Origin of the sequence: Bacteroides zhangwenhongii (assembly GCF_009193325.2) — a bacterium.
Taxonomy (GTDB): Bacteria; Bacteroidota; Bacteroidia; order Bacteroidales; family Bacteroidaceae; genus Bacteroides; species Bacteroides zhangwenhongii.
The window spans coordinates 1,982,441-1,995,232 of record NZ_CP059856.1; the positions used below are offsets into that span (position 1 = coordinate 1,982,441).

Consider the following 12,792-nt stretch of genomic DNA (forward strand, 5'->3'; position numbering starts at 1 on the left):
AGTCAGCTTTTAAAAGCGAAAAACAGTATTTGAACAACCATTTTACAATGACAATAAAAATGAAAATATTACTTTTAGATAACTACGACTCTTTCACTTATAACCTGCTGCACGCAGTGAAAGAATTAGGGGCTACTGATGTAGAAGTAGTCCGCAATGACCAGATAGAGCTTGATGAAGTAGACCGGTTTGATAAAATCATCCTGTCTCCCGGACCGGGCATACCCGAAGAAGCCGGCCTGTTATTACCTATTATTAAAAGATATGCTCCGACCAAAAGTATTCTGGGTGTCTGCCTCGGCCATCAAGCCATCGGCGAAGCTTTCGGAGCACGCCTGGAAAATCTCAAAGAAGTATACCATGGGGTACAGACTCCGATTACCATCCTTCACCAGGACCTGCTTTTTGAAGGGCTGGGAAAAGAAATCCCTGTTGGAAGATACCATTCCTGGGTAGTCAGCCGGGAAGGTTTTCCCGATTGCCTGGAAATAACGGCAGAAAGTCAGGAAGGACAAATCATGGCAATCCGCCATAAGACCTACAATGTACATGGTATTCAGTTCCATCCCGAATCAGTATTAACTCCGCAAGGAAAAGAAATTATTAAAAACTTCTTAAACGATTAAACTTATGAAACAGATTCTATACAAACTTTTCGAACATCAATATCTGGGACGCGATGAGGCTCGCACCATTTTACAGAACATCGCACAAGGAAAATATAATGATGTACAGGTAGCCTCTTTAATTACCGTCTTTCTGATGCGTAATATCTCTGTGGAAGAATTATGTGGTTTCCGCGATGCATTGCTTGAAATGCGTATTCCGGTTGATTTAAGTGAATTTGCTCCGATAGATATCGTAGGAACCGGAGGTGATGGAAAAAATACATTTAATATTTCTACAGCTTCTTGTTTTACTGTTGCCGGAGCCGGTTTCCCGGTTGTGAAACATGGTAATTACGGAGCAACATCAGTCAGCGGTGCCAGTAATGTGATGGAGCAACACGGTGTAAAGTTCACCAGTGACGTCGATCAACTGCGCCGTAGCATGGAGAAATGTAATCTTGCCTATCTGCATGCTCCTTTATTCAATCCGGCATTAAAGGCAGTTGCTCCGGTTCGTAAAGGATTGGCAGTGCGCACTTTCTTTAATATGCTCGGTCCATTGGTTAATCCGGTATTACCGGCCTATCAGCTTTTAGGAGTTTACAACCTCCCGTTACTTCGCCTCTATACCTATACTTATCAGGAAAGCAAGACGAAATTTGCCGTTGTTCATAGCCTCGACGGATATGACGAAATCTCTCTGACAAATGAATTTAAAGTGGCAACCAGCGATCATGAAAAAATTTACACTCCCGAGAGTCTCGGATTCTCCCGCTATAAGGAAACTGATCTGGATGGCGGACAAACACCGGAAGATGCAGCGAAGATTTTCGACCAGATCATGAATAACACGGCTACAGAAGCTCAAAAAAATGTAGTGGTAGTCAATTCAGCTTTCGCCATCCATGTGATTTGTCCGGAGAAGACTATTGAAGAATGTATTGCTCTCGCCAAAGAGTCATTGGAAAGTGGACGCGCATTAGCTACCCTAAAAAAATTCATTGAATTGAATAGTTAAATGTAAAATTAGGCACGGATTACACGGATTACACAGTTCTTGTTAATCCGAAGCCGTAAAATCCATGTAATCCGTGCCTAAATCATCATAAATATAAAAACCTACGAACTGATGAAAGATATATTATCAGAGATTATAGCAAACAAACGATTTGAAGTTGACCTGCAAAAGCAGGCTATCTCCATCGAGCAATTACAGGAAGGTATCAGCGAAGCTCCGACCTCTCGTTCTATGAAGCAGGCATTAGCCTCGTCTGCATCGGGTATTATCGCTGAATTCAAGCGCCGGTCTCCGTCCAAAGGATGGATAAAGGAAGAAGCATCCCCGGAAGAGATTGTTCCCTCCTATGCAGCAGCAGGAGCTTCTGCCCTTTCCATCCTCACCGACGAGAAGTTTTTCGGAGGAAGCCTGAAGGACATCCGCACTGCACGCCCTTTGGTAGAGATCCCCATTCTTAGGAAAGACTTCATCATCGACGCTTACCAACTTTATCAAGCGAGAATAGTCGGTGCAGATGCCATACTTCTTATCGCAGCCGCACTTGAACAGGACAAATGCAATGAGCTTACAGAAAAAGCTCATGAACTGGGTTTGGAGGTCTTATTGGAAATTCACAACACTGAAGAACTATCATATATCAATGAGGAAATAGATATGATAGGCGTCAACAACCGTAATTTAGGGACTTTCTTTACGGATGTGGAAAACTCTTTCCGTCTCGCCGAACAACTCCCCCAAGATTCTGTATTGGTATCAGAAAGTGGCATCTCCAATCCTGAAATCGTGAAACGTCTTCGGACAGCCGGATTTCGCGGATTCTTGATCGGCGAGACATTGATGAAAACGGAACATCCGGGAGAAACCTTACAGAATTTCCTGCAAGCAATGCAATAACCAATCGCCTAAAAACAGACAACCCTATGATCAACGGAAAAATCATCAAAGTTTGCGGGATGTGTGAAGCAGAAAACATACGGGACGTAGAAGCACTCGAAGGTATTGATATGCTGGGATTTATTTTTTATCCCAAATCTCCGAGATATATCTATGAACTTCCCGCTTACCTTCCTATTCGCGCCAAGCGTGTCGGAGTATTTGTAAATGCAGATAAGCCGACAGTCAGTATGTATGCTGACCGTTTCGGACTGGACTATGTCCAACTGCATGGGACGGAATCACCGGAATATTGCCGGTCACTACAAGAGAGGGGACTGAAAATCATCAAAGCATTTTCGATAGCCCTACCCAAAGACTTGACAAAGGTATATGAATATGAGAAAGCTTGCGATTTTTTCCTGTTCGACACTAAATGCGAACAATATGGCGGTTCGGGGAATCAATTTGACTGGAATATATTGCATACATACAAAGGACACGTACCTTTTATATTAAGCGGAGGAATCCATTCCTGCAGCGCCCATTCTCTCAAGGGATTCAGCCATCCCCTCCTTGCCGGATACGACCTCAATAGTCGTTTTGAAGTGAAACCCGGAAAGAAAGATACAGACCGGATCCGAACATTCCTAAATGAATTAAAATCATAATTAAAAAACTCAATAATCATGAATAGAATCAATCAACTTTTCAATAGCGATAAGAAAGACATACTTTCTATCTATTTCTGCGCCGGTGATCCTACTTTAGAAGGGACTGCTCACATAATCCGTACTCTCGAAAACAACGGAGTCGACATGATCGAAATCGGAATCCCTTTCAGCGACCCGATGGCGGACGGCATTGTCATTCAGAATGCCGCTACTCAAGCTTTACGCAACGGTATGTCTTTAAAACTTCTTTTTGAACAACTACGGGATATTCGAAAGGATGTGAAAATTCCATTGATATTAATGGGATACTTAAATCCGATCATGCAATTCGGATTTGAGAATTTCTGCCGTAGATGTGTAGAATGTGGTATCGACGGTGTCATTATCCCTGATCTCCCTTTCCGTGACTATCAGGAACAATACCGAATCATCGCCGAACGATATGGTATCAAGGTGATTATGCTTATTACCCCGGAGACCAGCGAAGAACGCGTGCGGGAAATCGATGCGCATACGGATGGTTTTATCTATATGGTTTCATCAGCGGCAACCACCGGAGCACAACAGGATTTCAATGAGCAGAAGCGAGCCTATTTCAAAAAAATAGAGGATATGCACCTCAACAATCCGTTAATGGTAGGGTTCGGAATCTCCAATAAAGCGACTTTTCAAGCTGCTTGCGAACACGCCTCCGGAGCAATCATAGGCAGCAGATTCGTTACTTTGCTTGAAGAAGAAAAAGATCCGGAGAAGGCAATACTCAAATTAAAAGCAGGATTGAAATGATTTATTGATGTGGATCAGCGGTTTATTCTGAGCCGTCAAATCCTCTCTCACGCTTTGCCTACATCTTTTATAAAAAGATGGCGGGAAATCTAAAAAAAGCAACCATCTTTTTTATATTTCCCGCCACAACTTATTCATACAAATGAGGAATCCACAAAATTATTCGAAAACTCATCAATCATAAATCACAATTATTTCATATCTTTGCCAATGTTTTAACAGTAATTCAACAATTATGAGAGCAGAGACCCCTTCCGTTTTGTTAATTTACACGGGTGGAACGATCGGAATGATAGAAAATCCGGAAACTGGTGCTTTAGAAAACTTTAACTTCGATCATCTACTCAAGCATGTACCCGAATTAAAAAGATTCAACTACCGCATCTCTTCCTATCAATTCGAACCACCTCTCGACTCTTCGGATATGGAACCTGCTTACTGGGCAAAACTGGTAAAGATTATCAATTATAATTACGACTATTTCGATGGTTTTGTCATTCTTCACGGAACGGACACTATGGCTTACACAGCTTCCGCATTAAGTTTTATGCTCGAAAACCTGAGCAAGCCTGTCATCCTCACAGGTTCACAGCTTCCTATCGGGACTTTACGGACGGATGGAAAAGAAAACCTTATCACAGCTATTGAAATCGCTGCCGCCAAGAACCCGGACGGAACAGCCATCGTTCCTGAGGTCTGCATATTTTTTGAAAATCATTTGATGCGTGGCAACCGTACAACCAAAATCAATGCGGAAAACTTCAACGCATTTCGTTCTTTCAACTACCCACCATTAGCACGGGTAGGCATCCATATCAAATATGAGCCTAACTTGATTCGCAAACCCGATCCGACAAAACCGTTAAAGCCACATTATTTATTTGATACCAATGTCGTTATTCTGACGCTCTTTCCCGGCATTCAAGAAAGTATCGTGACCTCCCTCCTTCATGTTCCGGGATTAAAGGCTGTCGTAATGAAGACTTTCGGATCGGGAAACGCACCGCAAAAAGAATGGTTTATCCGCCAGCTAAAGGAAGCGACGGAACGTGGAATCATCATTGTCAACATTACCCAATGCGCGTCCGGAGCTGTAGAAATGGGACGTTATGAAACAGGAATGCATCTTTTGGAAGCCGGTGTTATCAGCGGATATGACAGTACCCCCGAATGCGCCATTACGAAACTGATGTTTCTGCTGGGACACGGATTATCCAACCAAGACATTCGGTACAAAATGAATTCTTGTCTGATAGGAGAAATCACTAAAGTTTGAAATAGGAGCCTATTATCATACTTATTTGATTTTATTTGTTTAAATATAGGTGTTATTCTAAAATAATATCTATATTTGCACTGCTTGTAAATTTTATGTAACAACAAACTTATCTATAAACCTGATAACAAAGCAAGCGATAGAAAGGTCTATTCGTATGAAAAAGAAAATATTACTAGTCGACGATAAAGCGACAATTGGAAAAGTAGCCGGTGTATACTTAGGAAAAGATTATGATTTTACCTATCGGGAAGATCCTATCAAAGCTATCGAATGGCTGAACGAGGGCAATATACCCGATCTTATCATATCGGATATCCGCATGCCTCTCATGACAGGAGACGAGTTCTTAAGATACATGAAAAATAATGAATTATTCAAGTCAATCCCTATTGTCATGTTATCCAGTGAGGAAAGCACGACGGAAAGAATCAGACTATTGGAAGAAGGAGCGGAAGACTACATATTAAAGCCATTCAACCCATTGGAACTCAAAGTCCGAATCAAAAAGATTATTGACTAATACCAGGCTGCTACATGCAATATTTTATTTATATAGGTAGAGATAGCAAGACGATAGAGTTGTTTTCCAGATTAAATGTAGGGGTATTTTATGCTGTTCCCAATTGTAGCAAAGCTATTAAAGCAGTAGACAAAATACGTGAAAAATATGATATAGCTCTATTTTTTGAACAAGTAGACCTCTCCAAAGATATTGCAGATATCCGGTATATGCGCAAGAAATATCCGGGACTTTACATGGTACTTGTTATGGATTCGTTGTCTAAAGAAGAAGCGGCACAATATCTGAAAGCCGGAATCAACAATACCATTAAATTTGAAATGACTCATGAAGCCTTAACAGACTTATCAACTTTTCTCAAACGCCGCAAGGAACAGAAAATAAAAGATCTCCAGCTCAAGGCACAAAATATCAAAGCTTTCCGGTTACCTTTATGGAAACGAATCTTTGATATATTATTTTCGGGAATGGCTATATTATGTCTTTCCCCTCTTTTGATATTTACCGCATTAGCCATTCGCTTGGAAAGTAAAGGAGCAGTCATCTATAAATCCAAACGAGTCGGAAGCAACTATCAGATATTTGATTTTCTCAAATTTCGTTCCATGTATACTGATGCGGACAAGCATCTGAAAGATTTCAATGCTCTTAACCAATACCAGCAGGAAGAAGAGGAGGAGCCCGATATATGGGGAGAAGACATCGATACAGACATGAATGAAGAAGGCGATGAAGAAGAAATTCTTTTAGTATCCGATGATTTCGTTATCTCCGAAGAAGATTATATTCACAAAAAATCCAAAGAGAAAAGCAATGCTTTTGTTAAACTGGAAAATGATCCGAGAATAACAAAGATAGGACGCTTTATCCGCAAATACAGTATCGACGAGTTACCGCAGCTTTTTAATATCTTAAAAGGGGATATGTCAATAGTCGGCAATCGACCTCTCCCACTCTATGAAGCCGAATTACTGACTAGCGACGAACATATCGACCGCTTCATAGGTCCTGCCGGGCTAACCGGTCTATGGCAGGTAGAGAAAAGAGGTGAAGCAGGCAAACTTTCCGCTGAAGAACGTAAACAATTGGATATCACTTATGCAAAAACTTTTTCTTTCTGGCTGGATATAAAGATTATTCTAAAGACAGTTACTGCATTTATTCAAAAAGAGAACGTATAACTTCCCTTAAGTGATGGACTCTTATATCTACATAATAGATGATCTGGCATTTTTCCTTACAGGGATTCTGTTTCTATACCTTTTTGTATTATCCACCGCTTCACATTTCAAACATATCACATACCCTAAAGCTCAAAAAAAATATCGCTGCGCCATCCTTATTCGTGAAAGCAGTCCCCTTCCCGATTTATATGGAAAAGAATCACCCTACGAATTCATCACATACAGCGATCTATATCAAGGTATCAACAGTTTAGACAAAGAACATTACGACTTGGCTCTTATCCTGCCTGATACCGCCCGTACTCTGTCCCCACAACTGTTGGACAAGATTTATGACGCTTATGATGCCGGAATACAGGCAATCCAGCTACATACACTCGTAGAAGGCTGCAAGGGATTTTGTTTCAAATTTCGAGTGATGCGTGATGAAATAAAAAACAGCCTGTACAGGGCAGGCAATACGCAATTCGGGTTATCATCCAATTTGCTTGGAACCAATATGGCTATTGATCTGGCATGGTTACAGAAAAACCTGAAAAGTTCCAAAACCAATATCGAACGGAAGTTACTTCGACAGAACATATATATCGACTATCTTCCGGAAGCCATTGTTTACTGCGAATCCTATCCGACCTGTCCTTATCGGAAGCGCCCCCGAAAAATGATCTCTTATTTGCTCCCCTCTCTATTAGAAGGTAACTGGAGTTTTCTTAATCGGATTATGCAGCTATTAATACCCTCTCCGCTGAAATTGTGCATCTTCGTCGGTATCTATGCTTTACTGATGACAGCATATAACTGGACTTCATCATTTGGCTGGTGGAGCATATTATTCGGTTTATTCATTGTATACAGTCTGGCGATTCCGGATTATCTGGTAGAAGACAAAAAGAAGAAAAAACACTCAATATGGAGAAAAAAACACTTAAGCAGCGAATTAAAGAAAACTCCGGTTTAAAACAGGCCGTTCACCGATTCATCATGCATCCTGTCAAAACGCGTCCTAACTGGTGGATACGTATCTTCGGTTACGTATATCTTAAACGAGGTAAAGGCTCCGTGATTTATCGAAGCGTTCGCAAAGATCTCCCTCCCTTCAACCGATTTTCTTTAGGAAGATATTCCGTTGTTGAGGATTTTTCCTGCCTCAACAATGCAGTAGGCGACCTGACTATCGGAGATTATACACGAATCGGATTAAGAAATACAATCATTGGTCCGGCCGCTATCGGCAACCACGTCAACCTTGCTCAGAATGTAACCGTCACAGGACTCAATCATAATTATGAGAATGTGGAAAAGAGAATTGACGAACAGGGTGTCAGCACACAAGCGGTTCTTATTGAGGATGATGTATGGGTAGGCGCCAATTCAGTCATTCTCCCGGGAGTGACTTTAGGAAAACATTGTGTTGTAGCTGCCGGAAGTATAGTCACTCATTCCGTCCCTCCCTATTCGATATGTGCCGGTTGCCCCGCAAAAGTTATCAAATCATATGATTTTGAAACAAATGAATGGAAAAAAGTAGAAAAATCAGCCATCAATAACCATAAATAATGAGAATAGCTACGCAATATACCTTATATAGGGGATTGTGACATATATTGAGATGCACTATCTTTGCAGTATCAGAATTGAATTAATTAGTCATAATTTTATTACGTAGCCACATTTAAGTAAAAATGAAATAGGATCCTGCCGAAGTGATTTCGTCGGGATTTTGTTTTTATACTGAGCCGAAATATCTACTGCCCCAATATTTTGCCGTTTTATTCGCAAGCAATAAAAAAACGAGCTAATTCTTTTTATAGAATCACTCGCCACCGCATCAGAAAAGCCAAAAGGCTTTTCCATAGTACCTCATTTTTTCCTGAAAACTAATCTTCTTTTTTACCTCTAAAACGTCTTTACCTATTGTTATCCTTTTTACCTAACTATAAAAACTTTCCTATTGAATAAAAATTTTAATACCTTAAATCTTTACTTAATCTAATACCTTACATTTTTTCTTTTACCTTATAAACTAACAGCAATTTCCCAATTGCACTGCAAAGGTACGAATAATTTCCGTGTGCGCAAACGGTTTTATATTTTATAACACTTTCCCTTGCTATAAATCTTTCACATCATTCAGCGTAACCAGCTTATTTACAATAGCATAAATAGTCAAACCTGCCGCACTATGTATTTGCAATTTTTTGCTAATATTTCTCCGATGCGTGATAACCGTATGAATAGATAAAAACAACTTTTCCGCTATTTCTTTATTTGTCATTCCTTTTACCACACAGATGACGATTTCCTTTTCCCGCTGGCTGAGCGCATCCTGACTTTCCAATTCTTCTTCCTCAGAAGGTACATTCAGCAAACCGGAGATTTTCTTAGACAATCTCTCCAAATCATCAAATATAGAAATAGACTCATCATATTTGCTCAACAAGGAGGCATCTACAAAAGAAGTGACCAATGCTATCACCCGTATCTTCTTACCGGACGTTTCCTCTCGAAACTTACCTACATCGAAATAATCACCGAAAGCCGGATTGACAATCAGCATATCAGGACACTGCGTCCGGACGCAGTCATGCAGAGCCTCGATAGAAAGCAACTCTATAGGTTGCACTTTCACATTAGGAAGACGCTTCAACGCAGCAGTCAGTCCGCCACGGATGATTACAGAAGTCTCAGCAATTGCAATCCGGATAACTTCATTATTTTTCATTTTCCATCATCCTCCTTTCCAGGTTCAGAATAGCAGGAACAAAAATATAGTCCTCTACCTTGCAATGAGATTCCAGCCCCTCCTCACAAGCATAAATATCAAAAAGCGCCGCATTCAGAAGATTCTCATTGGCTTTGGCCGGACAATATTTAATAATGATATTCTTCAGTTCGGTCAACTTCTCTCCCACCTGGTCGTGATGTTTGGAGAATGTACTGATCTGGTAGTTTTTCGGGGCATTTCCTGCTATAAGCGCATCTACATACTTAAATACGGTTTTCTCTTCATAATCCATATGTTTACGCACTTCACGGGTATATTCATCAAAAAACTTCAGAATAAGGAAAGCAACATCGTCCTGCGAGCAGTCAATGGCTTCAATCAATTTGCGCCGGATGGCGGGAAGAGAAAAATCAAGAAAATAGATGTGTGCCTGCCGCAGATAATCAATCAATGCAGGGATGGAAATATCATCTTTGTCTCCATCTAACCGAGAAAAACCCTCAGCCATAAAATTAACTACAATCAGGAAAGTACGGCAATCTACTCCATTCAGCTCGCAAACCTCCTTTACCGTTTTATCTCCAAACCCTAACGAAAGCCCGAAACGGCTCATTACCTGTAACAAGGAATAATTGTCACTGATAAGGTCAATCATCTTATCAGTCGGCTTATATTTTTGTAAATTATCCATCTTACCTATTTATATTTAGCGAGTGCAAAGAAACGGAATATTTCACGAAATCGCAATCACCATTTATAGGTATTTTGAATCATTACAATATTCTAAATACTAATTACATGTTACTATTTTACAATACAAGTCTAGGCGAGCTTATCTTTTTTTCGTAATTTTGTCGCTATCAATTTGTAATTAGCAACTCATAATTTATAATTAAAATGGCAAACGAACTCGAACTGAAATACGGCTGCAACCCTAATCAAAAGCCTGCCCGTATCTTCATGAAAGAAGGCGAACTCCCCATCGAAGTATTGAATGGACGTCCCGGTTATATCAATCTATTGGATGCATTCAACAGTTGGCAACTTGTAAAAGAACTGAAAGAAGCTACCGGACTGCCGGCTGCCGCGTCTTTCAAACATGTCAGCCCTGCAGGTGCTGCTGTTGCGGTAGAAATGAGCGACACGCTGAAGAAGATTTATTTTGTCGATGACATGAAACTATCTCCATTGGCTACAGCATACGCCCGTGCACGTGGAGCAGACCGTATGTCGTCTTACGGAGACTTTATCGCATTGTCCGACACTTGTGACGAAGAAACAGCACGCATCATCAACCGTGAAGTATCCGACGGAGTCATTGCTCCTGACTACACTCCCGAAGCACTGGAGATTCTAAAGAATAAAAGAAAAGGAACCTATAATGTAATAAAGATAGATCCTGCATACCGCCCGGCTCCTATCGAACATAAAGATGTATTCGGAGTAACTTTCGAACAAGGAAGAAACGAATTGAAGATCGATGAAAGTCTTTTGAAAGAGATGCCTACGCAGAACAAGGAAATCCCGGCTGATGCAAAACGCGACTTAATCATTGCCTTAATCACTTTAAAATATACACAATCCAATTCTGTATGTTATGCCAAAGACGGACAGGCAATCGGTATTGGCGCAGGCCAACAGTCACGTATTCACTGTACGCGCCTGGCAGGAAATAAAGCAGATATCTGGTATTTACGCCAACACCCGAAAGTGATGAACTTGCCGTGGATTGAAAAAATCCGTCGTGCAGACCGTGATAACACGATTGACGTTTACATTTCGGAAGATTATGACGACGTACTGGCAGACGGTATCTGGCAACAGTTCTTCACTGAAAAGCCTGAAATACTGACACGCGAAGAAAAACGGGCATGGTTGGATACGATGACAGGCGTAGCTTTAGGATCGGATGCATTCTTCCCATTCGGAGATAATATAGAACGCGCACACAAGAGTGGCGTCAGCTATATTGCACAACCGGGCGGGTCAGTACGTGACGATCATGTGATTGGAACTTGCGACAAATACAATATGGCAATGGCATTTACAGGCATCCGCTTGTTCCACCATTAAAAAGATCGATCATTTTTTATTCCATATATCCCCATTTATAATGAGAAGGAGACAAATCTTCCATTATAAATGGGGATTTCCTATTTCTTTAAGACCCTCTATCTTTGCAGCGTTACATTTAAAAACGAATCAAAGATGAATAAAATTGGTGTATTTTATGGTTCCACAACCGGAACAACAGAAGACCTTGCCCGTCGAATTGCAGAGAAATTAGATGTACCATCGGCAGATGTATTTGATGTATCCAAGCTAACAGAGGCATTAGTCAATGAATATGACGTATTGGTGCTCGGCTCTTCCACATGGGGAGCAGGCGAACTTCAAGACGACTGGTACGATGGAGTAAAAGTTTTAAAGAAGTGTGATTTATCCCACAAATCTGTAGCCCTGTTCGGTTGCGGCGACTCTGACTCGTATAGCGACACATTCTGTGACGCAATAGGTATTCTTTATGAAGATCTGAAAGATACCCACTGCAAATTCTGTGGAGCAACAGATACTGCAGGCTATACCTTCGATTCTTCCATTGCCGTCGTAGACGGTAAGTTTGTAGGTCTTCCACTTGACGAAGTCAACGAAGATAGCAAAACAGACGAACGTATCAGCGCATGGGCCGAACAAGTGAAACAAGAAATTAGCTAATTTTACCTTAACATAAAAAGAATACTTTGCATCATGGCAACTGAAAGAATCATCCCCGGCGAAATCCGAATTTTTCTTAATCATATTTATGAGTTTAAGAAAGGCGTACGCAACATGGTACTTTACACAATGAGTAAAGAGCACGAAGAATTTGCCATCCGCCGATTGAAAAATCAAAAGATCAGTTATATGATACAGGAAGTAGGTACCAATAAAATTAACCTGTTTTTTGGAAAGGCAGAATGTATGGAAGCCATGCGGCACATCATCATCCGTCCTTTAAACCAACTGACTGCCGAAGAAGATTTTATTTTAGGAGCTATGCTGGGATATGACCTTTGCCAGCAATGCAAACGATATTGCAGTAAAAAAGAAGGTATAAAGATGGCAGTTTAAGCGATAACCTTAGC

At 40.8% G+C, this 12,792-nt stretch carries 16 protein-coding genes; 13 read left to right on the forward strand and 3 right to left on the reverse strand.

Features of this window, described 5'->3' with window-relative positions:
• Nucleotides 1-59 precede the first annotated feature (59 nt).
• From GD630_RS07980 to GD630_RS08025, 10 genes are all read left to right on the forward strand, one after another.
• On the forward strand, nucleotides 60-626 hold the full coding sequence (locus GD630_RS07980; protein WP_008651733.1) for an anthranilate synthase component II: 567 nt from the start codon (nucleotides 60-62) through the stop codon (nucleotides 624-626).
• 4 nt (nucleotides 627-630) lie between these two features.
• Nucleotides 631-1,626: an anthranilate phosphoribosyltransferase gene (trpD, locus tag GD630_RS07985; protein ID WP_143866874.1), complete on the forward strand. Its 996-nt coding sequence runs from the start codon at nucleotides 631-633 to the stop codon at nucleotides 1,624-1,626.
• Nucleotides 1,627-1,737: 111 nt separating this feature from the next.
• On the forward strand, nucleotides 1,738-2,520 hold the full coding sequence (trpC, locus tag GD630_RS07990) for an indole-3-glycerol phosphate synthase TrpC (protein ID WP_143866876.1): 783 nt from the start codon (nucleotides 1,738-1,740) through the stop codon (nucleotides 2,518-2,520).
• Nucleotides 2,521-2,546: 26 nt separating this feature from the next.
• Complete coding sequence (locus GD630_RS07995; RefSeq protein ID WP_143866878.1) at nucleotides 2,547-3,170, forward strand: phosphoribosylanthranilate isomerase; 624 nt, start codon at nucleotides 2,547-2,549, stop codon at nucleotides 3,168-3,170.
• 18 nt (nucleotides 3,171-3,188) lie between these two features.
• Entirely contained in the window at nucleotides 3,189-3,959 is a 771-nt protein-coding gene (gene trpA / locus GD630_RS08000) for a tryptophan synthase subunit alpha (RefSeq protein ID WP_143866880.1), read from the forward strand.
• 235 nt (nucleotides 3,960-4,194) lie between these two features.
• Entirely contained in the window at nucleotides 4,195-5,235 is a 1,041-nt protein-coding gene (locus GD630_RS08005) for an asparaginase (RefSeq protein ID WP_007761683.1), read from the forward strand.
• Nucleotides 5,236-5,392: 157 nt separating this feature from the next.
• The gene (locus GD630_RS08010) at nucleotides 5,393-5,758 is read left to right on the forward strand and encodes a response regulator (RefSeq protein ID WP_007761685.1); all 366 of its coding nucleotides are present in this window, start codon (nucleotides 5,393-5,395) and stop codon (nucleotides 5,756-5,758) included.
• Between the two features lie 14 nt (nucleotides 5,759-5,772).
• A complete protein-coding gene (locus tag GD630_RS08015) occupies nucleotides 5,773-6,939 on the forward strand; it encodes a sugar transferase (RefSeq protein WP_143866882.1) in 1,167 nt (388 codons plus the stop codon).
• 10 nt (nucleotides 6,940-6,949) lie between these two features.
• The gene (locus tag GD630_RS08020; protein ID WP_182505736.1) at nucleotides 6,950-7,900 is read left to right on the forward strand and encodes a glycosyltransferase family 2 protein; all 951 of its coding nucleotides are present in this window, start codon (nucleotides 6,950-6,952) and stop codon (nucleotides 7,898-7,900) included.
• Complete coding sequence (locus GD630_RS08025; protein WP_143866884.1) at nucleotides 7,852-8,499, forward strand: acyltransferase; 648 nt, start codon at nucleotides 7,852-7,854, stop codon at nucleotides 8,497-8,499. Before GD630_RS08020 ends, GD630_RS08025 begins: the two co-directional genes overlap by 49 nt.
• 90 nt (nucleotides 8,500-8,589) lie before the next feature.
• On the opposite strand, the gene GD630_RS08030 is transcribed toward GD630_RS08025, so the two are convergent.
• The 3 genes from GD630_RS08030 to GD630_RS08040 all read right to left on the reverse strand — a co-directional run bounded on the left by GD630_RS08030 (nucleotide 8,590) and on the right by GD630_RS08040 (nucleotide 10,358).
• Complete coding sequence (locus GD630_RS08030; protein ID WP_143866886.1) at nucleotides 8,590-8,796, reverse strand: hypothetical protein; 207 nt, start codon at nucleotides 8,794-8,796, stop codon at nucleotides 8,590-8,592.
• Between the two features lie 256 nt (nucleotides 8,797-9,052).
• Nucleotides 9,053-9,664 (reverse strand): response regulator transcription factor, encoded by a 612-nt coding sequence (locus GD630_RS08035; RefSeq protein ID WP_143866888.1) that lies wholly within the window; start codon nucleotides 9,662-9,664, stop codon nucleotides 9,053-9,055.
• Nucleotides 9,654-10,358 (reverse strand): hemerythrin domain-containing protein, encoded by a 705-nt coding sequence (locus tag GD630_RS08040; protein WP_007761709.1) that lies wholly within the window; start codon nucleotides 10,356-10,358, stop codon nucleotides 9,654-9,656. Before GD630_RS08040 ends, GD630_RS08035 begins: the two co-directional genes overlap by 11 nt.
• Nucleotides 10,359-10,564: 206 nt before the next feature.
• On the opposite strand from GD630_RS08040, the gene GD630_RS08045 reads away from it, so the two are divergent.
• The 3 genes from GD630_RS08045 (at nucleotide 10,565) to GD630_RS08055 (ending at nucleotide 12,778) form a co-directional block, all read left to right on the forward strand.
• Nucleotides 10,565-11,740, forward strand: coding sequence for a phosphoribosylaminoimidazolecarboxamide formyltransferase (locus tag GD630_RS08045; RefSeq protein WP_004303728.1), 1,176 nt, complete (start codon nucleotides 10,565-10,567; stop codon nucleotides 11,738-11,740).
• Nucleotides 11,741-11,875: 135 nt separating this feature from the next.
• On the forward strand, nucleotides 11,876-12,382 hold the full coding sequence (gene fldA / locus GD630_RS08050) for a flavodoxin FldA (protein ID WP_004311873.1): 507 nt from the start codon (nucleotides 11,876-11,878) through the stop codon (nucleotides 12,380-12,382).
• A gap of 33 nt (nucleotides 12,383-12,415) precedes the next feature.
• Complete coding sequence (locus tag GD630_RS08055) at nucleotides 12,416-12,778, forward strand: DUF2023 family protein (protein WP_004300123.1); 363 nt, start codon at nucleotides 12,416-12,418, stop codon at nucleotides 12,776-12,778.
• Nucleotides 12,779-12,792 lie beyond the last annotated feature (14 nt).

Bases quoted from the DNA above. Each gene is read 5' to 3' on its own strand.
- GD630_RS07980 (WP_008651733.1), top strand. From the start codon at position 60: ATGAAAATATTACTTTTAGATAACTACGACTCTTTCACTTATAACCTG.
- trpD (WP_143866874.1), top strand. From the start codon at position 631: ATGAAACAGATTCTATACAAACTTTTCGAACATCAATATCTGGGACGC.
- trpC (WP_143866876.1), top strand. From the start codon at position 1,738: ATGAAAGATATATTATCAGAGATTATAGCAAACAAACGATTTGAAGTT.
- GD630_RS07995 (WP_143866878.1), top strand. From the start codon at position 2,547: ATGATCAACGGAAAAATCATCAAAGTTTGCGGGATGTGTGAAGCAGAA.
- trpA (WP_143866880.1), top strand. From the start codon at position 3,189: ATGAATAGAATCAATCAACTTTTCAATAGCGATAAGAAAGACATACTT.
- GD630_RS08005 (WP_007761683.1), top strand. From the start codon at position 4,195: ATGAGAGCAGAGACCCCTTCCGTTTTGTTAATTTACACGGGTGGAACG.
- GD630_RS08010 (WP_007761685.1), top strand. From the start codon at position 5,393: ATGAAAAAGAAAATATTACTAGTCGACGATAAAGCGACAATTGGAAAA.
- GD630_RS08015 (WP_143866882.1), top strand. From the start codon at position 5,773: ATGCAATATTTTATTTATATAGGTAGAGATAGCAAGACGATAGAGTTG.
- GD630_RS08025 (WP_143866884.1), top strand. From the start codon at position 7,852: ATGGAGAAAAAAACACTTAAGCAGCGAATTAAAGAAAACTCCGGTTTA.
- GD630_RS08030 (WP_143866886.1), bottom strand. From the start codon at position 8,796: ATGGAAAAGCCTTTTGGCTTTTCTGATGCGGTGGCGAGTGATTCTATA.
- GD630_RS08035 (WP_143866888.1), bottom strand. From the start codon at position 9,664: ATGAAAAATAATGAAGTTATCCGGATTGCAATTGCTGAGACTTCTGTA.
- GD630_RS08040 (WP_007761709.1), bottom strand. From the start codon at position 10,358: ATGGATAATTTACAAAAATATAAGCCGACTGATAAGATGATTGACCTT.
- GD630_RS08045 (WP_004303728.1), top strand. From the start codon at position 10,565: ATGGCAAACGAACTCGAACTGAAATACGGCTGCAACCCTAATCAAAAG.
- fldA (WP_004311873.1), top strand. From the start codon at position 11,876: ATGAATAAAATTGGTGTATTTTATGGTTCCACAACCGGAACAACAGAA.
- GD630_RS08055 (WP_004300123.1), top strand. From the start codon at position 12,416: ATGGCAACTGAAAGAATCATCCCCGGCGAAATCCGAATTTTTCTTAAT.